20 protein-coding genes are annotated in these 24330 nt (G+C 72.0%); 11 read left to right on the top strand and 9 right to left on the bottom strand.

Features of this window, described 5'->3' with window-relative positions:
- Positions 1-51: 51 nt before the first annotated feature.
- Both HF577_RS05335 and HF577_RS05330 read left to right on the top strand, forming a co-directional pair.
- Positions 52-1689: a thiamine pyrophosphate-binding protein gene (locus HF577_RS05335; RefSeq protein ID WP_169394604.1), complete on the top strand. Its 1638-nt coding sequence runs from the start codon at positions 52-54 to the stop codon at positions 1687-1689.
- Positions 1690-1716: 27 nt separating this feature from the next.
- A complete protein-coding gene (locus HF577_RS05330; protein ID WP_169394603.1) occupies positions 1717-2490 on the top strand; it encodes an SDR family oxidoreductase in 774 nt (257 codons plus the stop codon).
- Positions 2491-2512: 22 nt separating this feature from the next.
- On the opposite strand, the gene HF577_RS05325 is transcribed toward HF577_RS05330, so the two are convergent.
- A complete protein-coding gene (locus HF577_RS05325) occupies positions 2513-3256 on the bottom strand; it encodes an SDR family oxidoreductase (RefSeq protein WP_312858952.1) in 744 nt (247 codons plus the stop codon).
- 477 nt (positions 3257-3733) lie between these two features.
- On the opposite strand from HF577_RS05325, the gene ectB reads away from it, so the two are divergent.
- The 3 genes from ectB (at position 3734) to HF577_RS39105 (ending at position 9719) form a co-directional block, all read left to right on the top strand.
- The gene (gene ectB, locus HF577_RS05320) at positions 3734-4990 is read left to right on the top strand and encodes a diaminobutyrate--2-oxoglutarate transaminase (protein WP_211173826.1); all 1257 of its coding nucleotides are present in this window, start codon (positions 3734-3736) and stop codon (positions 4988-4990) included.
- On the top strand, positions 4987-9324 hold the full coding sequence (locus HF577_RS05315) for a Pls/PosA family non-ribosomal peptide synthetase (RefSeq protein ID WP_169394600.1): 4338 nt from the start codon (positions 4987-4989) through the stop codon (positions 9322-9324). The genes ectB and HF577_RS05315 overlap by 4 nt, the downstream gene beginning before the upstream one ends.
- Positions 9325-9488: 164 nt before the next feature.
- Positions 9489-9719: a hypothetical protein gene (locus HF577_RS39105; protein ID WP_169394599.1), complete on the top strand. Its 231-nt coding sequence runs from the start codon at positions 9489-9491 to the stop codon at positions 9717-9719.
- Positions 9720-9759: 40 nt separating this feature from the next.
- Here the strand turns inward: HF577_RS39105 and HF577_RS05305 are convergent, their stop codons facing one another.
- Positions 9760-9957 (bottom strand): hypothetical protein, encoded by a 198-nt coding sequence (locus tag HF577_RS05305; protein WP_169394598.1) that lies wholly within the window; start codon positions 9955-9957, stop codon positions 9760-9762.
- Between the two features lie 171 nt (positions 9958-10128).
- On the opposite strand from HF577_RS05305, the gene HF577_RS05300 reads away from it, so the two are divergent.
- Both HF577_RS05300 and HF577_RS39100 read left to right on the top strand, forming a co-directional pair.
- A complete protein-coding gene (locus HF577_RS05300) occupies positions 10129-12183 on the top strand; it encodes an NAD(+) synthase (RefSeq protein WP_169394597.1) in 2055 nt (684 codons plus the stop codon).
- Between the two features lie 56 nt (positions 12184-12239).
- Entirely contained in the window at positions 12240-12788 is a 549-nt protein-coding gene (locus HF577_RS39100) for a hypothetical protein (protein WP_169394596.1), read from the top strand.
- Positions 12789-12797: 9 nt separating this feature from the next.
- Here the strand turns inward: HF577_RS39100 and HF577_RS05290 are convergent, their stop codons facing one another.
- The 3 genes from HF577_RS05290 to HF577_RS05280 form a co-directional block, all read right to left on the bottom strand.
- The gene (locus HF577_RS05290) at positions 12798-13499 is read right to left on the bottom strand and encodes an alpha/beta fold hydrolase (protein WP_169394595.1); all 702 of its coding nucleotides are present in this window, start codon (positions 13497-13499) and stop codon (positions 12798-12800) included.
- Between the two features lie 70 nt (positions 13500-13569).
- Complete coding sequence (locus HF577_RS05285; protein ID WP_211173825.1) at positions 13570-15276, bottom strand: GTPase; 1707 nt, start codon at positions 15274-15276, stop codon at positions 13570-13572.
- On the bottom strand, positions 15273-16979 hold the full coding sequence (locus HF577_RS05280; protein WP_169394594.1) for a dynamin family protein: 1707 nt from the start codon (positions 16977-16979) through the stop codon (positions 15273-15275). Before HF577_RS05280 ends, HF577_RS05285 begins: the two co-directional genes overlap by 4 nt.
- 163 nt (positions 16980-17142) lie before the next feature.
- On the opposite strand from HF577_RS05280, the gene HF577_RS05275 reads away from it, so the two are divergent.
- The 3 genes from HF577_RS05275 (at position 17143) to HF577_RS05265 (ending at position 20272) form a co-directional block, all read left to right on the top strand.
- Positions 17143-18288: a baeRF2 domain-containing protein gene (locus HF577_RS05275; RefSeq protein ID WP_169394593.1), complete on the top strand. Its 1146-nt coding sequence runs from the start codon at positions 17143-17145 to the stop codon at positions 18286-18288.
- Positions 18289-18519: 231 nt separating this feature from the next.
- A complete protein-coding gene (locus HF577_RS05270) occupies positions 18520-19515 on the top strand; it encodes an anti-sigma factor RsbA family regulatory protein (RefSeq protein WP_169394592.1) in 996 nt (331 codons plus the stop codon).
- Positions 19496-20272 (top strand): STAS domain-containing protein, encoded by a 777-nt coding sequence (locus HF577_RS05265; RefSeq protein WP_169394591.1) that lies wholly within the window; start codon positions 19496-19498, stop codon positions 20270-20272. Before HF577_RS05270 ends, HF577_RS05265 begins: the two co-directional genes overlap by 20 nt.
- A 15-nt stretch (positions 20273-20287) precedes the next feature.
- Here HF577_RS05265 and HF577_RS05260 read toward each other — a convergent pair whose 3' ends face one another.
- Positions 20288-20542, bottom strand: a complete 255-nt coding sequence (locus HF577_RS05260; protein WP_169394590.1) for a hypothetical protein — start codon at positions 20540-20542, stop codon at positions 20288-20290.
- Between the two features lie 152 nt (positions 20543-20694).
- The gene (locus tag HF577_RS05255; protein ID WP_211173824.1) at positions 20695-21261 is read right to left on the bottom strand and encodes a CGNR zinc finger domain-containing protein; all 567 of its coding nucleotides are present in this window, start codon (positions 21259-21261) and stop codon (positions 20695-20697) included.
- Between the two features lie 128 nt (positions 21262-21389).
- On the opposite strand from HF577_RS05255, the gene HF577_RS05250 reads away from it, so the two are divergent.
- Positions 21390-22382: a zinc-dependent alcohol dehydrogenase family protein gene (locus HF577_RS05250; RefSeq protein ID WP_169394588.1), complete on the top strand. Its 993-nt coding sequence runs from the start codon at positions 21390-21392 to the stop codon at positions 22380-22382.
- Between the two features lie 66 nt (positions 22383-22448).
- On the opposite strand, the gene HF577_RS05245 is transcribed toward HF577_RS05250, so the two are convergent.
- Both HF577_RS05245 and HF577_RS05240 read right to left on the bottom strand, forming a co-directional pair.
- On the bottom strand, positions 22449-23852 hold the full coding sequence (locus HF577_RS05245) for a right-handed parallel beta-helix repeat-containing protein (RefSeq protein WP_169394587.1): 1404 nt from the start codon (positions 23850-23852) through the stop codon (positions 22449-22451).
- Positions 23849-24330, bottom strand: a 482-nt coding sequence (locus HF577_RS05240; RefSeq protein ID WP_407692186.1) for a polysaccharide lyase, incomplete at its 5' end; no start/stop codon positions are given. The genes HF577_RS05245 and HF577_RS05240, both read right to left, overlap by 4 nt.

Here is a 24330-nt window from a genome sequence, read left to right as displayed (position 1 = left end):
GGCGCCCCTCCTCCCTATGGTCGATCCTCTGGACGTCACAGGAGGTGGCCGATGGCTGAGCTCGGATCCGACAGCGGAGCGGTGGCGCTGGTCTCGGCGCTGCGTGAGCTCGGGGTCGACCTCGCCTTCGGGCTGCCCGGCGTGCACAACCTGCCGGTGTGGGAAGCCGCGGCCGCGGCCGGTATCCGGCTGATCGGGGTACGCCACGAGCAGGCCGCCGCCTATGCGGCGGACGGCTACGCGCGGGCCACCGGCAGGCTCGGGGGCGCGGTGGTGACCACCGGCCCCGGGGCGGCCAACACCCTCGGTGCCACCGGGGAGGCCATGGCGTCCGGCGCGCCGGTGCTCGTGCTCGCCACCGACATCCCGTCGACACTGCGGCGTCCCGGCGTGTACCGGGGGGTGCTGCACGAGACCCGGGACCAGGCCGCCATGTTCGCGCCGGTGACGAAGACGGCCACCACGAGCACCGCGGCGAGCGACCTGTACGGCGACGTGCTGCGGGCCGGACGCACGGCTCTGCGGGCGCCGACGGGACCGGTCTACCTCGGGGTGCCGACGGACCTGCTCACGGCCGCCGGACAGCCCGGGCCGGGCGCGCCGGAGGGTCAGCAGGAACCGGCGGAACCCGACCTCGCGGCCGCGCTGGCGCTCGTGGAGCGGGCCCGCCGTCCGCTGCTGTGGGTGGGCGGCGGAGCCCTGCGGGCGGACGCAGGCGCGGAGGTGGCGCTGCTCGCCGAACGCCTCGCGGCACCGGTCCTCACCACGTACAACGGTCGCGGCGTGCTCCCGCCCGACCACCCGTTCCTGGTGCCCGGTCCGGCGCACGTGCCCGCCATCGGGTCGCTGTGGGACGAGGCCGACCTGGTGGTCGCCATCGGCAGCGACTTCGACGGCATGACCACGCAGAACTGGCGGATGCCCGCGCCGCCCGCGTTGCTCGCGATCAACGTCGACGCCGGGGACGCGGCGAAGAACTACCGGCCCGACCACGTGCTCGTCGCAGATGCGAAGGACGTGACGGGACGGCTGGCCGCGGCGGTCGCGCCCCGCGACGGCGGCGAGGTCACCGCTCGCATCGACGGCCTGCGTGCGGAGGTCGCGGCGCTGGTGCGGGAGGAGGAACCCCAGGCCGCCCAGCTGCTGGACGTGCTCAACCGACTCGTCCCCGCCGACGCCACCGTGCTCGCCGACATGTGCATCGCCGGCTACTGGGTCGCCGGGTTTCACCGGGTACCGGGGCCGCGCCGGCTCGCCTACCCGATGGGCTGGGGCACGCTCGGCTACGCCTTCCCCGCTGCGCTGGGCGCGGCGGCCGCCGGCCTCGGCCGGGCCGTGGCCGTGGTGGGCGACGGCGGTTTTCTCTTCGCCTGTGGAGAGCTGGCCACCGCGGTTCAGGAGCAGCTGCCGCTCACCGTCGTGCTCGTCGAGGACGGCGGCTACGGGATGCTGCGCTTCGACCAGGTGCAGGCCGGGGTGCCCACCCGCGGCGTCGACCTGGCCACCCCGGACTTCGCCGCGCTCGCCGCCGCCTTCGGGGTGCCTGCCGAGCGCGTCGACGGGTTCGGCGACGCTTTCGAGGCGGCGCTCGCGAAGAGCCTCGACACCGCAGGCCCCCACCTGGTCGCGGTGCACGCCGCGCTCACCCCGCCGCTGTCGACCTCGCCCCGCTGGTACCGCCCGCGCTGATCGGGCGGAGTGGTTGACTCCCTGACCATGGACACGGGACTGCAGGGACGCACCGCCATCGTGCCGGGCTCGAGCTCCGGGCTCGGTCTCGCCGTGGCGCGCTCACTCGCCGCGGAAGGCGCCCACGTCGTGCTCGCCGGGCGGCGCGGGGACCTGGTGCAGGCCGAGGCGGCGAAGCTGCCGTCGGCCGTCGGGGTCGAGGTCGATCTCACCGACCCGGACGCCGCCGCGCTGCTGGTGGCCGAGGCCGAGCAGCGCTTCGGCCCGGTGGACGTGCTGGTGCTCAACGGCGGGGGCCCGCCGCCCGGCACCGCCGACGCCTTCACCCCCGAGCAGTTCGCGACCGCCGTCGACCTCCTGGTACAGCCGAACCTGCGGCTCGTGGCCGCAGTGCTGCCGGGCATGCGGGAGCGGGGCTTCGGCCGGATCGTCGCGGTGGGGTCCACCGGGGTGCAGCAGCCGATCAACGGGCTCGTGGCCTCCAACGCCGCACGTGGCGCGCTGGCCGGCTACCTCAAGACCCTCGCGGGCGAGGTCGCCGCGGACGGCGTGACCGTCAACATGGTGCTGCCCGGCCGCATCGACACCGACCGGGTCGCCGTGCTGGACCGTGCTGTCGCCGAACGCTCGGGCAGCAGCCCCGAGGAACAGCGGGCGCTGGCGGAGGCGTCGATCCCCGTGGGCCGCTACGGCACCCCGGAAGAGTTCGCCGCGGTCGTCACCTTCCTGGCCGGCACCGCGGCGTCCTACGTCACGGGCGAGCAGGTCCGCTGCGACGGCGGCATGATCCGCGCGCACTGACCGCAGCAGGCCGCACGGTCGGTCAGCCCCGGCCGATGAACGGCATCGCCGTCGCGGCGATGGTCATGAACTGCACGTTCGCGTCGAGCGGCAGCCCGGCCATGAGCAGCACCGCGTCGGCGACGTGGGCGGGGTCGAACGTCGGCTCCGGCCGCACGCTGCCGTCGGCCTGGCGCGCTCCGGTGGCGATCCCGGCCGTCATGTCGGTGGCCGCGTTGCCGATGTCGATCTGCCCGCAGGCGATGCGGTAGGGCCGCCCGTCGAGCGAGATGGACTTCGTGAGACCGGTGATGGCGTGCTTCGTCGCGGTGTACGCGGCGCTCCCCGGGCGGGGGGCGTGGGCGGAGATCGAGCCGTTGTTGATGATCCGCCCGCCCTGCGGCTGCTGGGAGCGCATCGCGGTGAATGCCTCCCGCGCACAGAGGAACGAACCGGTCAGATTGGTGGCGACCGTAGCCGTCCAATCCTCCACCGAGATCTCGTCGGGGCTGCCGGCCGGGCCGAACGTGCCGGCATTGTTGATCAGCAGGTCCACCCGGCCCCAGGTATCGAGAACCGTGCCGAACAACCGGGCGACCGACCCGGCGTCCGCAACATCGGTGGGCGACACCACCGCGGCCGGATCGGCGTTTGCCGTATCTTCGAGCGCCTCGCGTCGGCGGCCCGCCAAGGCCACGCGATATCCGGCGCCGAGCAGAGCCCGCGCCACCACGCGGCCGAGGCCGGAACCCGCGCCCGTCACCACCGCGACTGGTCCGTTCGCCACCGCTTCCCCCCTGATCATCGGCTCCGCGGAACGCTAGCCCTGCTTCCGGCAGGTCATGGACCCGACCGGCGTCACCGTGGCACGCCGGCTTCCGCAGTAGTGACCTCTCTGGCCGGGGCGGACAGTAGCCGGGGCGCCTCGATCGGCAGGCGGCTGCCGGGCCCGGCGGCCTGCCCTCGGCGCAGGCGGGCGGGTGGGCGTGAGCTCCCCGCGTCCGGGGTGGTGCAGCCCTCAACATGTCGTAAGTCACAGCCGGGAACACTTTTCCGACAGTGCTCGCAGACTTCCCGAACGTGTCCGGTTAATACCCTTCACGCTGGCTTCATCTGCATTCAAGGGTTTACCCGAGCGTTACGGAAATGTGGATCAAACCCTTGCGCGAACGCGGTGAGTACGGTCACTACTTGAAGCTCGAACAAACCGGAGGCCTGCCGCGTAGGCCCAGACATGATGACTGAACGCCGGAACTCGACCGGCATGGACGTTTTCGCGCGGCGCGAGTCGCGTGTCCGGAGCTACAGCCGCAAGTACGAGATCGTGTTCGAGGGGGCCCGCGGCACCCTCGTCTGGGACGCCGAGGGTCGGGAGTACCTGGACTTCCTCGCCGGCGCCGGCTCCCTGAACTACGGCCACAACGACCCCGACATGGCCGAGGCGCTCATCGCCCACATCCGGGGCGGGGGCATCGCGCAGGGCCTCGACCTGTTCACCCGGCCGAAGATGGAGTTCCTGGAGGCCTTCGAAGGCCTGGTCCTGGAGCCCCGCGGCATGGACTACCGGATCCAGTTCACCGGCCCCACCGGGACGAACGCGGTGGAAGCCGCACTCAAGCTGGCCAGGAAGGTCACCGGCCGCCGCAACGTCATCTCGTTCACCAACGGCTTCCACGGCGTCAGCCAGGGCGCGCTGGCCGCCACCGGGAACCGGGACAACCGCATGGGGACCACGCTCTCCCTGCCCGACGTCACCCGCATGCCCTACGACGGCTACCACGGGGCCTCGATCGACACCGCCGAGATGCTCGACCGGATGCTGTCCGACCCGTCCAGCGGCGTCGACGCCCCCGCGGCGATCCTGCTCGAGACGGTTCAGGGCGAGGGCGGCCTCAACGTCGCCTCCCGGCCGTGGCTGCGCCGCATCGCCGCCACCGCCCAGGCACACGGCGCGCTGCTGATCGTCGACGACATCCAGGCGGGCGTCGGTCGGACCGGCTCGTTCTTCAGCTTCGAGGGCACGGGCGTGACCCCGGACCTCGTGACGCTGTCCAAGTCCATCTCCGGCTTCGGCCTGCCGATGTCGCTGCTCCTGATCAAACCCGAGTGGGACATCTGGAAGCCCGGCGAGCACAACGGGACCTTCCGCGGCAACGCGCACGCGTTCGTCACCGCGAAGGTGGCCCTGGAGAAGTTCTGGGCCGACCGGAGCTTCCAGGAGGACATCGAGCGCAGCAGCGCGCTGGTCGGACAGCGGCTGGAGCGGATCGCGAAGCTCGTCCCCGGCGCCCGGGTCAAGGGCCGCGGGATGATGCAGGGCATCGACGTCCGCGACGGTGACGTCGCCGCCGAGATCTGCCGGCAGAGCGCCCGCCAGGGCCTGATCGTGGAGTCCGCCGGGCCCCGCGACGAGGTCGTCAAGATCCTGGCCCCGCTCACCACGTCCGAGCAGCTCCTGAACCGCGGCCTCGACATCCTCGAGGAGTCGGCCGCCTCAGGTCTGCACGCCATCGCGGTATGAGCACCGGATTCGACCAGGGGACCCGGCCGGCTGGGGCGTTCGGCCGGCTCGCGGACCTGGTACTCAGCAGCGACGACACCGACCAGTCGGTGCGGTGGAAGCCCGGTGAACGGCTGCACCACCTGTTCGAGGAGCGGTGCGACCAGCTACTGGCGGACGGGGACCCCGGGCATCTCGCCGTGGGCAGGCGGGACCTCGAGGTCACCTACGCGGAGCTGAACGCACGAGCCAACCGGATGGCCCGGTTCCTGCTCGGCCGGGGGGTCGGGCCAGGCGCACGGGTAGGGCTCGTGTTCGACGAGCCGCTGCAGTCCTACGTGGCCATGCTCGCGGTACTCAAGATCAACGCCGCGTACGTCCCGCTCGACGCGGCGTTCCCGCCCGACCGCATCGCCTACATCGTGGGCGATGCCCGCGTCAGCGTCGTGCTGACCCTCTCCCACCTGCGCGCGCAGGTGGGGGAGGCGGTGGCCGCCGTGGTGTGTGTGGACGAGGTGCAGGACGAGGTCGAGGCCCAGGACGGGTCCCGGCTCAGCGCAGCCGAGCAGGGCACGCCGGCGGAGGACCTCTGCTACATCATCTACACCTCCGGCACGACGGGTCGCCCCAAGGGCGTCGCGATCGAGCACGCGAGCATCTGCAACTTCGTGCGGGTCGCGTCCGAGACCTACGGCGTCCTCCCCGACGACCGCATGTACCAGGGCATGACGATCGCGTTCGACTTCTCCGTGGAGGAGATCTGGATCGCGCTCGTCGTGGGGGCGACGCTCGTACCCAAGCGGGGTGGCAGCCTGCTCGGCGAGGACCTGTCGGACTTCCTCCGCGAGGAGGGCGTCACCGCCATGTGCTGCGTGCCCACCCTGCTCGCGACGATGGACGACGACCTCCCCGACCTGCGGTTCCTGCTGGTCTCCGGGGAGGCGTGCCCCCAGGACCTCGTGGCTCGCTGGCACCGCCCCGGCAGGCGGTTCCTCAACGTGTACGGCCCCACCGAAGCCACTGTCACCGCCACCTGGACGACGCTGGACCCCGACCAGCCGGTGACGATCGGCGTTCCCCTCCCCACGTACTCGATCGTGATCCTCGACGAGAACGACCAGCACCCCCTGCTCCCCGGCGAGCTCGGCGAGATCGGCATCGCCGGCATCGGCCTCTCGGCCGGTTACGTGAACCGCGACGACCTCACCGCGAAGGCCTTCATCCCCGACGTCCTGGGCATCCCCAACAACACCTCAGGACTCATCTACCGCAGCGGTGACCTCGGCCGGATCACCGAGAACGGCATGGTCGAGACCCTCGGCCGGATCGACACACAGGTCAAGGTCCGCGGTTACCGCATCGAGCTGACCGAGATCGAGTCGCTGCTCCTGCAGCTGCCCGGTGTCGCCCAGGCCGTGGTGGACACCTACGAGCCCGCCCCGGGTGTGGTGGAGCTCGTGGCCTACTACACGCGCCGCCGCCAGGGGCCGCCCGTGGACGTCGACCTCCTGCACGACGAGCTCCGCCGCCGGCTCCCCAAGTACATGGTGCCCGCGTACTTCGAGCAGCTCGAGCGCATCCCGATGCTCCCGAGCGACAAGGCCGACCGCAAGAACCTCCCCGCACCGCAGGGTCCCCGCTACCAGGCGGCGCAGGGCGAGGTGGTCGAGGCCGAAGGCGAGGTCGAGGAGCTGGTGGCCGCCGCCGTCGCCGGGATGCTCTCGCTCGACCGCGTGTCCGTCGAGAGCGACTTCTTCGACGACCTCGGCATGAACTCGCTGATCATCGCCCAGCTGAGCGCGAAGCTGAGGGTGCACGAGGAACTGCCGTCGGTGGGCATGAAGGACATGTACCTGAACCCCACGGTGCGGAAGCTCGCCGCGACGCTGCAGGACCGCGCCCCGCGCCGCACCGAGGTGGAGCCGCGCACCGTCCGCCGGGCGAGCACGGCGCAGTACCTGTTCACCGGGTTCGCGCAGGCCGCGATCTACGTGGGCTTCGCCTACGTCGTCGCGCTCGTCGGCGTCACCGGGTACCAGTGGGTGTCCGAGGCGACCGGCCTGGCCGACGTCTACCTGCGTTCGGTGGCCGTGGGCGGGGGCGCCTTCCTCGTTCTCAGTCTGCTCCCGGTCGTGGCGAAATGGGTGTTGATCGGTCGCTGGAAGCCGCGCGTGATCCCGATCTGGGGGTTCGCCTACCTGCGGTTCTGGACGGTGCGCCAGCTGCTGCGCGTCAGCCCGGCGCTGGCGTTCGTCGGCTCTCCCCTCTACCTGGTCTACCTCCGGATGCTCGGGGTGAAGGTCGGCAGGGGTGCGGTCGTCCTCTCCACCTCGCTGCCGGTCTGTGGTGACCTGATCTCCATCGGGGCCGGCGCCGTCGTGCGCAAGGACTCGTTCTTCAGTGGGTACCGAGCCGAGTCCGGGTGGATCCGGACGGGCCGCGTCGACATCGGGGCGGGCGCCCTCATCGGTGAGGCCACCGTGCTCGACATCGGCACCTCCGTCGGGGAGGGGGCGCAGCTCGGCCACACGTCGTCGCTGCACACGGGTCAGCACGTGCCTGCGGGCACGAGCTACCACGGGTCGCCCGCGCAGGAGACGACCGCCGACTACCGGCGCGTGGAGCCGCTGGGCAGCACCCGGGCCCGGCGCTTCGCCTACGGCACGTCCCAGCTGCTCGGGATGCTGCTGGTCTGGGGCCCGCTCGCCACCGGCGTGCTGCTGGTCGCGCTGCCCAGCATCTTCCCCACCGTGAACTCCGCATCGGCGATCCAGGGCATCGTGGACGGCACCGACCGCAGCGTGTTCGTGGAACCCCGGTTCTACCTCGACTACTTCCTCGTGTCGGGCGCACTTCTGTTTGGCGTGATGCTCCTCGGGCTGCTGGTGGCCACCACTCTGCCGCGCCTGCTGAACCGGCTCGTGCCGGCGGACACCACCCTCAAGCTCTACGGGCTGCGCTACACGGCCCACCGGGCGCTGCGCCGGATGACCAACATCGGGTTCTTCACCAACCTGCTGGGCGACAGCTCGTTCATCATCCGCTACCTGCAGATGATCGGGTACGACCTGTCCACCGTGCAGCAGACCGGGTCGAACTTCGGGCTGATGGTGAAGCACGAGTCGCCGTTCCTGTCTCACGTGGGCACCGGGACGCTCGTGTCGGACGGCCTGTCGATGGCGAACGCCGACTACTCCAGCTCGTCGTTCAAGGTCTCGCGGGTGTCGCTGGGCGACAACAGCTTCGTGGGCAACGCAGTGACCTACCCGGCCGGTGGCCGGACCGGGGACAACGTGCTGCTCGCCACGAAGGCGATGATCCCGATGGACGGCCCGGTGCGGGAAGGGGTGGGCCTTCTCGGGTCTCCCTCCTTCGAGATCCCCCGCTCCGTCCAGCGTGACATCGAGCTCGAACGGTTCCGCACCGACGAGGAGTTCCCGGCGAGGCTGGCCAGGAAGAACCGCTCGAACGCCGTCACGATCGTGCTGTTCCTGCTGATGCGGTGGGTGCAGTGGTTCGGCGTCGTCGTCATCGGGCTGCTCTCGAGCTACTTCTACAGCGACATCGGGGTCAGCTCGTACGCGCTGGGGATCATCGCCGCGCTCCTGTTCACCACGCTGTACTCGATCCTGGAAGAGCGCATCAGCTTCGGGTTCCGCAGGCTCCGGCCGCAGTTCTGCTCCATCTACGAGCCGTACTTCTGGCGGCACGAGCGCCTCTGGAAGCTGAGCGGGACCGGCTACCTCCAGATCTACAACGGCACACCGTTCAAGTCGATCGTGTGGCGGCTGCTCGGCGTGCGCGTCGGGAAGAAGCTCTTCGACGACGGCGCGGCCATGCCGGAGAAGACGATGGTGACGATCGGGGACTACTGCACCCTCGGGGCCCAGTCCACGATCCAGTGCCACTCGTTGGAGGACGGCGGCTTCAAGTCGGACTACGTCGTGATCGGCAGCGGCAGCACGATCGGCGCCAACAGCTACGTGCACTACGGCGTGGTCATGGGCGAGCGGGTCGTGGTCGAGGCCGACGCCTTCCTGATGAAGGGCGAGCAGCCCGGCGCGGACACCCGCTGGCAGGGCAACCCCGCCCGCGAGATCTCCGAGGCCGGCGATCCGGCGGTGCCACCGACGCGCCGGCAGATCCGCGAGCTGGCCCGGCGGGGCGCCCGCGAGGCGCGGCAGGCCGCTCGGCAGGCCGCCTGGCAGACCCGTCACGGACGGCACGCCAAGCGGCGGGGCGCCCACCCGGCCAACTCGTGCTCGACGCCCCGCAGCAGTTCCGGTTCCGGGGGGTCCCACCAGGAGACCTACGACCCCACCCGCGGGCACAGGTGGCGGCGCAGGTCGTCGTGACGAACGGTGGTGCCACATCCCGGCCGGGGTATGGCACCACCGTCATCTCGGCGGCACGGCAGCGGGACGGCCCCGGGGCAATTTCCGGCGGAGTCGGACGTGTGATGCACGACACTCCGGGTACGCACGAGTTGCATCCTGTAAGCGCGAGAAGGGAGCACGTCGTGTCGACAACCGAGACCGGGCAGGTCACCGGGACCAAGGACAAGGACTACAACCTGATCTGGTTCACCGAGGCCTGCCTGAACAACGCCCTCCGTCTGGAGACCTACGCCCAGGACGCCGAACGCGACGGCGACGACGACCTGGCCGAGTTCTTCCGGCGAGCGCAGGCGGAGAGCCGCAAGGGCGCCGACCAGGGCAAGCAGATGTTGGCGCAGCGGCTGTCGCGTTGACCGTCCCGGTCCGGCGGCGGGACGCCGCCGCCGGACCCCCTCACTGCGACGGCTGCGGCACCTCGCACTCGATCCGCGGGTTGACCCCGAGGTAGTTGAGCGGCCCGACGACGATGGTCACCAGCACGGTTCCGAATGCGGCACAGTTCACCTCCGACTGCGTGAAGTAGCCGCGCTGGTAGCTCGCGATCACACCGATCACCAGCCAGATGACGACGATCACGCCACCGATCCGCATGCTGCTCCCCGCTCTCCAAGGTCAAGTGCTCTTCGGTACCCGGCGGACGCCCCGCTCCAAACCGGACGGAGCCCGGCGCGCAGCACGCATGTCTCCCAGATCCGGCGGTGCGGGCAGACTGGAACCAGGATCTCCGGTGTTCCCCTCACGAGGAAGGTCGTCTCCGCCCGCATGGACTTCCACTCCGCGTACCGCCACGGCTTTCTCCGCGTCGCCGCCTGCACGCTCACGACCTCGATCGCCGATCCGGCCGCCAACGCCGAGTCGGTGCTGCACGTCGCCAACGAGTGCCACGACGACGGTGTCGGGTTGGCCGTCTTCCCCGAGCTGACGCTGTCGGGCTACTCGATCGAGGACATCCTCCTGCAGGAGTCGCTGCTCGACGCGGTCGAGCAGGCGCTGCTCGACATCGTCGCCGGTTCGGCCGACCTGCTGCCGGTGCTCGTCGTGGGCGTCCCCCTGCGCTACCGGCACCGCGTCTACAACACCGCCGTGGTCATCCACCGCGGGCGTGTGCTCGGGGTGGCACCGAAGTCGTACCTGCCGACCTACCGGGAGTTCTACGAGCGCCGCCAGCTGGCTCCGGGCGACGACATCAGCTCGACGATCCGCATCGGGGGCCCGGGCGCCGGTGTCGACGTGCCCTTCGGTCCCGACCTGCTGTTCGCCGCCTCGGACGTGCCCGGGTTCGTCCTGCACGTCGAGATCTGCGAGGACATGTGGGTGCCGGTGCCGCCGAGCGCCGAGGCCGCGCTGGCCGGTGCCACGGTGCTGACGAACCTGTCCGGCAGCCCCATCACGGTGGGCCGCGCCGAGGACCGGCACCTGATGTGCCGTTCCGCCTCGTCGCGATGCCTCGCCGCCTACGTCTACGCGGCCGCGGGCGAGGGTGAGTCGACCACCGACCTCGCCTGGGACGGCCAGACCATGGTCTACGAGAACGGGGTGCTGCTGGCCGAGTCGGAGCGCTTCCCTGAGGGTCCACGGCGTTCGGTCGCCGATGTGGACCTCGACCTGCTGCGCGCCGAGCGCCTGCGCATGGGCACGTTCGACGACAACCGCAGGCACCACGGCGCCCGGGCCGACTCGTTCCGCCGGATCGACTTCCGTCTCGACCCGCCCGGCGACGACATCGGGCTGCGACGCGAGCTCGAGCGGTTCCCCTTCGTCCCGGCGGACGAGTCGCGCCTCGAACAGGACTGCTACGAGGCGTACAACATCCAGGTGTCCGGGCTCGAACAGCGCCTGCGCGCCATCGGGCAGCCCAAGGTCGTCATCGGCGTCTCCGGCGGACTGGACTCCACCCACGCGCTGATCGTCGCGGCGAGGGCCATGGACCGGCTTGGCCGTCCCCGCAGTGACATCCTCGGGTTCACGCTCCCGGGCTTCGCCACGGGCGATCGTACGAAGGGCAACGCGATCCGGCTGGCCCGCGCGCTCGGGATCACCTTCGAGGAACTCGACATCACCGAGACGGCGCGGCTGATGCTGACCAACCTCGGCCACCCCTTCTCGCGTGGCGAACCGGACTACGACGTCACGTTCGAGAACGTGCAGGCCGGGCTGCGCACCGACTACCTGTTCCGGGCCGCCAACCAGCGCGGCGGCATCGTGCTCGGCACCGGCGACCTGTCCGAGCTGGCACTCGGCTGGTCGACGTACGGCGTCGGTGACCAGATGTCGCACTACAACGTCAACGGTGGCGTGCCGAAGACCCTGATCCAGCACCTGATCCGGTGGGTCGTCTCGTCCAAGCAGTTCGAGGCCGAGGTCGGCGAGGTGCTCGAATCCGTACTCGACACCGAGATCACCCCGGAGCTGGTGCCGACCGGTGAGGACGAGGAGGTGCAGAGCAGCGAGGCGAAGGTCGGGCCCTACTCCCTGCAGGACTTCTCGCTCTTCCACGTCCTGCGCTACGGGTTCCGCCCGTCGAAGATCGCGTTCCTCGCCTGGCACGCCTGGCGGGACCCGGAGGCCGGGAACTGGCCGCCCGGGTTCCCCGCGGACAAGCGGCCCGTCTACACGCTCGCCGAGATCCGGCACTGGCTCGAGGTCTTCGCCCAGCGGTTCTACAGCTTCAGCCAGTTCAAGCGGTCCGCGCTGCCCAACGGCCCGAAGGTCTCCGCAGGTGGATCGCTGTCGCCCCGCGGGGACTGGCGGGCACCGTCGGACATGTCGGCCCGGATCTGGCTGGAGGAGATCCGGCGCGAGGTTCCGGAGAATTGACGCCTGCCGTGGGGCGGCGTCGAGGCCGAAGGGCGGTACGGGGAGGATCGGGGACCGTGTCCCGTTCCGCGCTCACCCTGATCGGTTCCGTCCTCGCCGCCGGCATCGCGGTAGCCGGCTGTTCCGCGGCACCGCCCCCCGCACCGGCCGCCCCGCCGGCAGCCGCCCCGACCGCGGCCGCCCCGGAGCACCAGGGTGGCCACGGCGCCCACGAAGGCCACGGCTCATCTTCTGCCGTGCCGGCGCTGTACGCCGTGCAGAGCGGCCCCCTCGGCGTCGTCGCCACGGACGGCGGTGGGCACCTCATGTACCGGTCCGACAAGGACAGCGCCGCACCGTCCGCGTCGACGTGCACCGGTCCCTGCACCGAGACCTGGATCCCGGTGCTGGTCGCGCCCGGCCAGGAGCCCGAGCTGCTGGGCGTCGACGCGGCACTGGTCGGCAGGCTCGCCCGTCCCGAGGGCACCTCGCAGCTCACCCTCGCCGGGTGGCCCCTGTACCGCCACCGTGACGACCCGGGCGGCCTGCAGAACGCCGGGCACCACGGAGAGGACGGCACCTGGTTCGCCGTCACCCCCACCGGCGACAAGGCGACCGCGAGCTGAGCCCGGGGGTCAGGGACGGCTCGCCGTCGTCCCGGCGATGCTGCCGATGAGCGATGCGAGCTCCGCGGGCATCGAGAGGAACGGGGAGTGCGAGCTCGGCAGCCGGTACACGGCCGCCGCCCGCTCCTGCGCCATGCGGTCGATGAGCGGCGGGAGGATCTGGTCCTTCTCGCAGTGCACGTACGCGGACGGGATCGTGGTCCAGGCCGCGGCGGTCAGGCGCTCGGTCAGCGACCGGATGCTGTGGGGACGCAGCCGCCCCTCCGCCTGCGCGGCATCCTCGTCCGACAGGTCCGCATAGAGAGCCTCCCGTGCGGGCGGCGGAGGGATGGTGCCCTCGCCCTGCTCCGGCAGATCCCACCCGACCGGGCTGGCGAGCGACTCGCCCACCTCCAGCATGTAGGCGGCGAGAAAGATGAGCTGCGAGACGTTGGGCGCCCCGGCCGCCGCCTGTGCGGTGGGGACACCGCCGTAGGAGTGCGCGAGCACGACAACGGGGCCGTCGAGGCCGTCCAGGCGCTCGCGGACGGCCCGGGCGTCGTCGAACATGCCGGCGGTCCCGCTGTCGTCGGCCACGCTGGGGAGGTCGATGGTGCTGACCGTCCAGCCGTCCGCGGCGAGGTGGGGCTCCAGCTGCTGCCAGCACCATGATCCGTGCCATGCCCCGTGCACCAGGAGGAGATGCCCCCTGCCGTCCACCGTCGGCGTCACGTGTTCCGCCCTTCATGACGTAGCGTCTGACACACTGTCCGATGACGGTACTACGCGATGATCGGCGCGCTCAGCGGCGGTGGAGCTGCGCCACAGCGTCCCGCAGGTGGCCGTAGGCCGTCAGCTCCGTCCGGACCGGCGAGAGCACGAGCTCGTCGGCCACGGCCGCCACCGCCTCACGCAGCCGCATCTCGGCCGTCGCCCGCCGCCGGCGCGCACCGACGACGGCCAGCAGCCGCGCCAGCAGCGCGAGGAGCAACCCGGCCAGCAACCCCCCGAGCAGCAACGCGGTCGGCGCCGGAACCTCCCGGAACATGGGGGTGCCGGGCTCGGGGAGCCGGAGCACCGTCAGCACGTACAGGGCGGCGAGCCACAGGCCCCCGGCGAGGGCGAGCGTGGCGAGCAGGGCCTGCAGCAGCCCGACGGCCCGCCACCACACCGGGGTGCGCGTCAGCCCGAGGTCGGTGGTGGCCACCGCTCGGTCGAGCGCGTCCGGCAGGTCCTCGAACCGGCCCCGGGCCGCGGTCCGCACGGCGTCCGGCCACGGGGCCGGCAGGTCCTCGGCCGCGGAGTCGGCCAGCGCCCGCAGCGCGACGTCCACCCGGGATCTCTCGACGGCGGTGCTCGCGGGGAGCGAGGTCCGGGCGACCGGGGGCGGCCCGCTCCCCTGCCCTTCTCCCCCGCCGTCCCCGGCACCCGTCCGGGCCAGTGCCCGGTCGAGGTGCAGGCGCCGCAGCGGGTCCGGGCGCAGCCGTCGCAACCAGCGCGTGAACGGCGACCCGGTGGCCGCCACCGCCCGGTGCACCGCTGCCTGCTGGACGGCCACACCGACGGCGGCCACCCCCGCCGCGGAGCTCAACGTCGCGGTCAGCGCGCGGGAGGTCGCCGGGTCCAGGTCGTTGCGTGCCGGCCCGGCGACGACGACGTCGAGGGCAGCGGCCACGTCGTCCAGGTCGGCGGACACCCGGCGCAGCGCCGCCCGGTGCGCCGCAACGGCACCGATCAGCACCGACCGCAGCTCGTCCTGTCCGCCCTGCGCGACGGCCGACGTGGCCAGCACCGGGACGCCGGTGAGCCCGTCGTCGGCGAGCAGCCGTCGGACATCGGCCACAGCGGCATCGGTGCTGCCGACCGGGAGGCGGTCGACCTGGTTGAGGACCACCACCATCACCTCGCCGTGCCGGGCGAGCGGGCGCAGGTACCGGTCATGGACCGCGGCGTCGGCGTACTTCTGCGGATCGAGCACCCACACCAGCACGTCGACGAGCGCGACCAGCCTGTCCACCTCGAGCCGGTGCGCCACCTCCGTCGAGTCGTGGTCGGGCAGGTCGAGCAGCACGAGCCCGCGGAGGTTCTCCGCCACGTCCCCCTCCGGGGTCCGGACGTGGTGCCGCCGCGGGATCTCCAGCCAGTCCAGCAGCGGGCCCGCGCCCTCGGCGCCCCACACGGCGGCGTGTGCGACACCGGTGGTGGGCCGCCGCACCCCGACCGCCGACAGGTCGGCCCCGCTGAGCGCGTTGAACAACGACGACTTGCCACTGCCCGTCGCACCGGCGAGTGCCACCACCGTGTGCGTCCCGGACAGCCGCAGCCGCTCCCCGGCCCGGCGGGCGAGAGCCCGCGCCGGCACGAGCAACGCCTCGTCGAGCCGGCCCGCCCCGACCCGCACCACCTGGTCCAGCGCCCGCAGCCGCGCCGCAACGTGCTCCTCGGCAGTAGCCCGCTCGCGCTCGGCGCGGCGGCCGGCCTGGAGCCGCGGACCGGTCACGTCGTTCACCGGGCCCGCTCCACCGCTGCCGCCGCCCGCGCCAGCGCGGCACCGTCCTCCGGGAGGGTGGCGTGCTGCTCGAGGAGGCGGGCGTAGCGCTGCTCCTCCCGGCCGAGCAGGGCTTCGACCCGGTCCAGCAGGTCCGCCCGCGCGTCGTCCGCGAGCTCGCGGACGGCCTGGTCGCCGAACAGCGCCTCCAGCACCTTCTGCGACAGCATCGTGGTGCCTCCCGCCACGACGATCTCGATCGGTGGGGCGATCACCGACGTCGTGGCGAACACGGCGATCATCACCAGCAGGCCGGTGGCGTTCACGCCGTACGCAGCCGCCCGGGCCACCGTCCGCCGGTCCCCGCCCTCCCGGCGGACGAGGTCGAGCACCGCGGCCTGCCAGTCGCGCACCGCGCGCTCGGCGTCGTCCCGGAACTCCGGGGACACCCGGTCCAGCCGCAGCCCGGCGTCGCGGAGCAGGGCAGCCCCCGCCGCGGTCGACCGCCACGTCGTCGCGGTGCGCTCAGCGGCCTGCTCGGCAGCGCTGCCCACCAGCAGCGCGACCCCCGACTCCAGCGCGACGGCGAGATCGTCCCCGGGCCGCGGCCGGCCCCGCACGGCGGCGGCCACCCGGTCCCGCCACCGGCCGACCCGGGCCTGCAGCGTGCGCAGCAGCTCCCCGGTGCCGACGAACTCCTGCCAGCGGGCCAGCACCTCGCCGCGCAACAACGCACCGTCGCGGATCCCGGCGTCCACCTCGGCCAGCGCAGCGGCGTAGGCGGCCCGGGCGTCCGCATGCAGCTGACGCGCCGCGTCCACCTGGGCACCGGCCTGTGCGGCCAGCGCGGCGGTGCGGGGGCGAAGGCTGTCGAGCGCACCGTCCAGGGTGCGGCGCACGACCATCGCCCGCTGCCCGGCGTCGCGGGCGAGGTCGTGGAACCAGGCACGCAGGGGGGCGAGCACCGGCTCGGGCAGCAGCCCGGCGTCGAGCACCGTCTCGGGCACGACGAACAGCAGCGCGTCCCCCAGGCCGTGCTCGACGAGCATCTCCCGCAGGTGGGGACCGATCTCGTCCTGGGCTCCCGGCGGCACCCGGTCGAGCAGCACGGCGAGCGCGGTGCCCCGGGACGCGGCGGTCTGCAGCACGTCCCACGGCACGGCGTCCGCGTACCGGGCCGCGGTGGTGACGAACAACCACAGGTCGGCCGCGGCGAGGAGCTGGGTGGCGAGCCGCCGGTTGGCCGTGACGACCGAGTCGATGTCCGGTGCGTCCAGGAAGGCCAGTCCCTGGTCGAGCGCCGGTGAAGCGACGAGCTGCAGCGTCTCGTGGCCGGCGCCCGCACCGGTGGTGCGCGTGAGGTCGGGCAGCACACGGGTGTCGGAGAACCAGCGCATGTCCTCGGGATGGCACACGAGCACCGGGGAGCGCGTGGTCGGGCGCAGCACCCCCGCGGGCGTGACGGGTGCCCGCACCAGGCTGTTGACGACCGTCGACTTGCCCGCACCGGTCGAGCCGCCCACCACGGTGAGCAGGGGGGCGTCCAACCGCCGGAGCCGAGGCAGCACGTAGTCGTCGAGCTGGTGGACCAGCTCGGTCCGCACGGCACGCGCCTGCTCCGCACCGGGGATCTCCAGCGCGAAGCGGGCGGCGGCGGCAGCTTCGCGCAGCCGGACGAGCGCGTCGAGGAGCGGCGCGGTGGGTGCAGGAGCACCGATGTCCATCCCCACTCCTCGACGCCGGCGGTGCGCGTTCCGCGACGAATGCCCGTTCGGTGCCCTCCCGAACCCCCGGTGCCGCTGCACGAGATCTCCGAACGGTGCTGCCCCCGCACCGCCCCTCATCGACCGGCCGAGTGACCCCCCGTATCGGGGGTACCCGACCGGGATGGATCTGGAGTTCATCCGTGAGGTGAGCCGGGCCGCCGGGCCGTACGCCACCGTCTACATGGACGTCTCCCACGAGACCGAGGACGCCGAGCACGCCCTGCGCCTGCGCTGGCAGGAGCTGCGGTCCGCGCTGGAGGCCCAGGGCGCCGACCTGTCGACGCTGGCCGCGTTGGAGGACGCCGTCCTGGGCGGCCCGCGGGTCGTGGGCCGGGCCGGGCGGGTCCTCGTGGCCGGAAGCGGGGTGGTGCTGCTCGACCGCGTCCTCGCCGAGCCCCCTGACCCACCCTCGGCCTCCTGGGCGTCGGTGCCCGACCTCCTGCCGATGCTGCTGGATCTGCCCGAACCGATGACGGCCGTGGTGGTGCGGGTCGACAAGAACGGTGGCGAGATCCTGCTGGCCGACCCGAGCGACCCGGGCACCGACCCCGAAGCCGTCGAGGACGTCACGAGCGCCCGGCACCCGCTGCACAAGGTGCGCGGCGGCGGGTGGAAGCACCTGAAGATGCAGCACACCGTCGAGAACACCTGGCGCAGCAATGTCAGCGAGCTCGCCGAGCGGGTCGACCGGCACGTGTCCGAGGCCGGAGCGCGCCTCGTCGTGCTGGCCGGCGAGACGCAGTCGCGCAAGCTGCTGCTCGACAACCTCGGTGAGCGCGCGGCGAGGTACGCGGTGGAGATCGAGCACAGCGGAGCTCCCTCCGGCGCCGGCGACGAGGAGCTCGCTGCCGCGGTCGACCGGGCGGCCCGGGACGCGTCCAGCCGCGAACGGCACGCCGTGCTCGAACACGTCGCACAGGTCGCGGGCCGCCCGGACGGCGCGTTCGCGCAGGGCATCGGTCCCGTACTGGTGGCGATGCGCGCCGAGCAGGTGGACACGCTGCTGCTCGACGGCGGTATCGAGCGTGATGGGACCGCGTGGATCGCGGCGAACCCGACCCACGTCGCCCTCGACCGCGAGGAGCTCGAAGCCATGGGTGCGCGGTCGCTTCACCGGGTGCCGGTGGACGCGGCGCTGCTCCGCGCGGCAGCGGGGTCCGGCGCCTCGTTCCAGCCACTCGGTGGGGGCCGCACCGGGCTCGTCGGTCGTCCCGTCGAGGACGGGGTGGCGGCGGTGTTGCGCTGGCCACCTTCGCCCAGCCGCTGAGGCAGGACTCCACGGGCCCGGAGCCGCGCCGACATCGCAGCGTGACCAGCCGGGTGGTTGGCCACCCCGATGGCGGGTACGTGAAGGGGCATCCGGTCGTAATCGACGCGGGACGACGTCACCCGTTGCCACCGGGTCAGGAGGTCACGGCGTGTCGGAGGAGTCGCCCGGGCCGGCGAGGCCCGGCACGGACATCGGCGGCTCACGGACGAACGGAAGGCGGGTTCCGGCATGCGGACGGGTGCACCGGCTGGGCACCAGGGCTACTTCCACGAGGCCGCCTTCTACAACACCGACGAGGAGTTCCTCGCCATCGCCATCCCCTTTCTCGAACAGGGCGTCGCGGCCGGAGAGCCGGCCGTGGTCGGCGTGGGGGGCGGGACGGCGGAGCTGCTCCGCGCCGCGCTCACCGGCATTCCCGGGGTCGTCTTCCTCGACGACCGGGAGGGTCGGCGCACGCGTCCGGCGAACACGATCGCGACCAACCGGCAGTTCCTCGCCGACCGCCTGACGGACGGTGCGCAGCAGATCCGCGTGCTCGGTGAGGTCCCGCATCCGGGGCTGGGCGCGCCGTGGGACTGGTGGGCCCGCTACGAGGCCACGATCAACCACGCCTTCGCCCCCTTCCCCGCGTGGGGCCTGTGCCCCTACGACACGCGCCTCATCTCCGACGACGTGGCGGCCGACGTCGTCCGCACCCACCCGCACCTCGCGACCGTCGACGGCCGGCACGTCCCCAACCCGCGCTACCAGGAACCGGCAGATTTCCTCGCCCAGCGCCCGGCCGGTGACGTCGACCCGTTGGAGGCGACGACGCCTCCGGTGGTCGATCTGCTCGATCCCACACCTGCGGCTGCCCGCAACGCCGCCCGCGCGGTCGGTGACGCGACCGTGCTCGACGAGATCGAGGTCGACGACACCGTGCTCGCTGTCAGTGAGGCGGTCACCAACGCACTGGCGCACGGGCGCCGGCCCGTCCGGTTGCGGCTCTGGTCGGCGCCGGAGCGCGTCGTGGCCTCGATCAGCGACGCAGGTCCCGGGCCGAGCGATCCGTTCGCCGGACTGCTGCCCACGACGGGGACGACGTCGGCAGGCCTCGGCCTGTGGATGATCCACCGGGTCTGCACCCACGTCACGATGGGTACGACGGACCGCGGGTTCACGATCCGGCTGGTCATGAGGTCGGGCACGACAGAGGAGGACGGGCATGTCCGGCAACCGGCGTGACGCGCTGGCGACGGTCGGGCACCACGCGCTCCTGGCCGCCTCTGACCGCCACCGGCGTACCGAGATCGACACGTGGCTGCTCGCGGCCCACAGCCGTGGCGAGAAGGTGCTCACCCTCGCCGCGCCCGACGGGTTCGACGCCGGCGTGCACCGGTCCGGCGCCGGCCCGGTCGTCCTCGATCCCGCCGACCTGCGCCCGGCCGCCGAGCCGGCACGTCTGGTGCTGCACGCCCTGGACGAGGGCTATCGCGGACTGGGCGTGGTCATGTGGGCCGACGGCGTTGTCGCCGCGTCCTCGAACGAGATGTACTCCGACGTCGAGGCGGTGCTCGGGGACCTCAGCCGCAACCACCAGGTGTCAGTGCTGTGCCTGTACGACCGGGCAGCCGGGATGGACCACCTCGACCTGGCCGTGACGGGCCACCCCGACGGCCTGCACGAACAGCAGCTCGACGTCCGTCGCCGCGAGGCCACGCTGCATCTCGGCGGCGAGATCGACATGACCAACCTGGACGTCCTCGCCGTGGCACTGCGCAGCCTGACCCGGACGGCGGGCCGGACGGTCCGGATCGACCTGGGCGGTCTCCGGTTCCTCGGGGTCAGCGGGGTCCGCCTGCTCCACCTCGAGACAGCTGCGTTCCGTGCCGCCGGCGGGCAGGTCGAGCTCCACGGCGCGGCCCCGCACCTGACCCGGGTACTGCGGCTGCTGCAGCTGGATCAGCTGCCGGGACTCACGCTCGTGCCGGGACGGTCCTGACCACGGCCCACCGCACTAGACGTCCAGGACCGGCGGGTGCGGCGGCGGGTATCCGTAGGTCGGCTGGAACTCGGCCGGGATCGAACCCACGTCGCGGCTCAATGTGTCCTTGTCCTGCTCACACACCCATCCACCGAGCTCGGGAACGTAGTCCCACCGCATGCCGCGGACATCCCAGATCGGCGGGTGCTCCTGCGCCTCGCCCGCGGGGGTCCCCGAGGGGATGCGCCTGTCGGGAATCGCTGCAGGGTCGACGTTGGGGCTGGTCATCCGTTGCTCCTGTCACCGTGCGCTCGCGCCGAAACCGGCGGACGGGCAACGCCACGACGTGGGGGCGTCGCAGCGGCACTCACGGTTCGACGCTAACACCCGTGCGTGACGGCGAGGGCGTGACACGACCGCAGCGAGCGGCAGGACGACCTCTAGTCACCACCGCACCCGGCGGTACGCGCCCGGTAGGCGGCGACGTTGGTGCGGTTGCCGCAGTACTCGTAGGAGTGCCAGCGCCGGGTGCGGCTGCGGGTGGTGTCGTAGAACACCGCGCGGCACTCGTGGTTGGCGCAGAGCTTCAGGCGCGACCAGCCGCCCGCGGCGACCAGCGCGGCGACGTCCCGGGTGATCCGGCCGGCCACCGGGTCACCGGTGATCTGACGCAGCAGGACCTGCCCCGGTTCGGAGAAGTCCTGCTGGAACGTGATGGAGGAGACCCGACCGGAGAAGGCCGCCCAGTTCCCGGCGGTGTCGGAGGGATCGGCCGCTGCGAGGACGTCGAGGAGGTCGGACCGTATCGCGCGGACGAGGTCGAGACGGTGCGGTGAGGGGCCGCCATCCTCCTGTCCGAAGGGGCGGAGGACCTCGGTGGCCGACTCGGGGGTGTCGAGCCTGTCCGCCTTGCCGGCGTAGGCACGCGAGTTCAACAGGTCCACGACCGCTGCCGCGGAAGCGCTGACCGCCTCGTCGCGGGCGATGCGCGTCGCACTGGAGCTCATGACCCGACGGTACCGGAACATGGTCTAAATGCCATAGACCTTTACAGAGGTCGGGTTGATCGCTACGTTCGTAAGCGTCGTTGAAGATACGACGATTACCCCTGGTGAACGTAGCGAGGAGCACTCCCATGAGCCAGATCGTCCTGACCGCCGTCGGCGACCTCACCGGCAACGCGCGCCTCGAGAAGGACCCCGACCTGACGGTCGGCGCCGAGGACGCGCTCGTCCGAATGGAGGTGTCGCCGATCAACCCCGTCGACTACCTGTTCTCGAACGGCTACTACGCGCTGCAGCCGACGATCCCCGCGGTCCTCGGCTCCGAGGGCGTCGGCCGGGTGATCGAGGTCGGGTCCGCCGCCGACCGGTCGCTCGCCGGAAAACGCGTGGTCGTTCTGAGCCCGTACGAACAGGGCGTGTGGGGGGACACCGTCGTCGTTCCCACCCGCAACATCGTCGTCGTGCCCGAGGACGTCGACGCGCAGCAGCTGTCCATGGCGGTGGTCAACCCGGTCACCGCCCACCTGATGCTCACCAAGTACGTCGGCCTCGAGCCGGGTGACTGGGTGGGCCAGACCCTCGGGAACTCGGCCGTCGCCCGCAGCGTGATCGCCCTCGCCAAGATCGCCGGCCTCAGGACGCTCAGCCTGGTGCGGAGCGAGAAGGCCGCAGAGGAGGCCAGGGCCGCGGGTGGCGACATCGTCCTCGTGGACGGCGACGACCTGGGCGACCGGATCGTGGCGGCACTGGGTGGCGACAAGCTCCGGCTGGTCCTCGACGGCGCGGGCGGGGGTGTGCCGGGGACGCTGGCGACCGCGCTCGAGTTCGGCGGCACCGTCGTCAGCTACTCCTCTCCCACGGGTGAGCCGCCGGCGGTACCGCTCGGCAACCTCGTGTTCAGCGAGCTCGCGGTCCGCGGGTTCTGGCTGACCAACTGGGTTCGCAGCGCACCCCGGGCCGAGATCGAGAAGGTCGTGGGCGACCTCGTCGACCTCGTTGCCCGCGGCGTGCTCGCCGTGCCCGTCGACTCCACCTACCCGCTCGACCGGTACGAGGAGGCGTTCGCCCGCAACGCCTCGCCGGACCGCGCCGGAAAGGTGCTCTTCACGTTCCCCCACGCCTGAGCTGCACCGGCTCGCTCCGTGGCCCCTCCGGCGGCGTCCCCGTCGGCGGAGGGGTCGCGTGGGGGCTCAGCTCTTCGCGATGTCGCCCTTGACGTTGTCGAAGAGCCGGTTGTCGGCAGGGGTCACGACCGTGGGCGTGCCCTTCAGCATGACGCCCGTGCGGTTGCCGAAGATGGTGTTGCCGGCCAGGTCGAAGGTGCCGTTGCCGTCGACGTAGACGCCGTAGCGGGTGTTCTCGCCGATGACGTTGCCCCGCACGGTGGTCTCCACGGCGTCGCTGACCAGGCGGATGCCGTCCTGCTGGTTGCCGCGGATCTGGTTGTTCTCCACCACGTTGTCCTTGGCGGTCTGGCCGACGGCGATGCCGGACTCGGTGTTGTCGTAGACGCGGTTGCCGCGCACGGTGTTGCCTGCCGACTCATTGATGTTGATGCCCTGGGCGGCGTTGCCGAAGGAGTCGTTGCCTTCGACGATGTTCCGGTCGGAGTGCAGGTAGAGCACGATTCCGTGGTGGTCGTTGGCGTAGACCACGTTGTCGCGGATCACGCTGTCGGTGCAGTCCTCGGCCAGGACGATCCCGTGCTTGCCGTTGTTGTGCACGAGGTTGCGTTCGATCAGCATGCGGCGCGAGCTGGTGTGCGGGTCGATGCCGTACAGCTCGTTGTGGTGGAACTCGTTGTCCTGCACCGTGAGTCCGTCGACCCGGAACGAGTAGAGCCCGTAGAACAGGTGCGACACGACGCTCGTGGTGATGCCGCCGGTGGCCGCGGTGCGCCACGACATCCCGTAGGACTCGACCTCGCCATAGCCGAGGTAGCGCAGCTCGGAATGCTGGATCAGCATCCGTGCGCCGTCGCGGGCGAGCAGGAAGGCGCGGCCGTCGAGGCTGTCCGCGTCGGCGTGGCCTGCGGCGGTGTCCCATGAGGTGACGCAGGTTCCGGTGATGTCGAGGGCACCTCCGAGAACCTTGACGGTGACGAAGCCCGCCGGGCTGCTGCCGAGCTTCAGCCAGCGCACGTCAGGGGCGGTGATCTGCAACGAGGCGCCGGTGAGCACCTGGAGGTCGGCCCCGAGCAGCCACTCCCCGGGGGCCACCTCGCGCAGCGCCGCCGGGTTGCCGACGGCGCTGCTGAGTGCGGAGAGGCTGACGCCCTCGCCCGAGGCGAGCACGATCGTGTTGGAGGCGGGGTCGAAGCTCACGCCCGCGCGGGACGGCGTGCCCGGTTCGGCCGCAGGCACCGGCGGAGCCTCCCGGGTGCAGGGCCGGGCCGGGTCGACCACCGGTTCCACCGGGATCGGCCGGCGCGCCAGTGGTTCCGGACTTGCCGGGGCGTAGGCGTTTCCCAGCAGAACGAAGGCACCGCCCAGCAGACCGAGCACGGCGATCAGCAGCACGGCCCGGACGGCGGTGACCGGGATCCGGGGAAACCCGGCCGTTCGACGTCTCCAGCCGGCTGTGCGACTCGTCATGACGGGGCTCCGTTCACTCCGCAGTCGGGCGCCGCGGCGCCCGGCGGTGCAGGTGGTGGGGTCGAGGTCGAGGTGACGGCGAAGTCCGCGAAGTCGGCGTGCTGGTCAGTGGGGCTGGCCCAGCTGGAGTCGTCGCCGCCGAAGAAGGTGGAGAAGAACAGGCCGTCGATGCGCAGGTCGGAGGTGGTGCGGAACTCGAGGCCGGGGTGGTCGAGGACGAGGCGGTCGTCCTGCCAGACGGTGATGCGGCCGTTGGCGAGGCCGGGGGTGTTGAGGGTGATGCGTTGGTGGAGCCGGGTCCAGACGCCGGGAGCAAAGGTCCAGCAGCCGCGGCCGAGTGAGGTGCCGTGCTGCTGGGAGGTGGGGAGGTAGGCGTAGACCTCGCCGGCGCCGTCGGTGCGCCACATGTAGCGGGTGGAGAAGCCGTTGGTGCCGTCGGGGATGTGTTGGCCGCTGGTGACGGTGCCGCCGTAGAGGC

Source organism: Pseudonocardia xinjiangensis (genome assembly GCF_012911925.1).
Taxonomy (GTDB): Bacteria; Actinomycetota; Actinomycetes; order Mycobacteriales; family Pseudonocardiaceae; genus Pseudonocardia; species Pseudonocardia xinjiangensis.
This window is presented reverse-complemented; position numbering and strand designations above follow the sequence as displayed.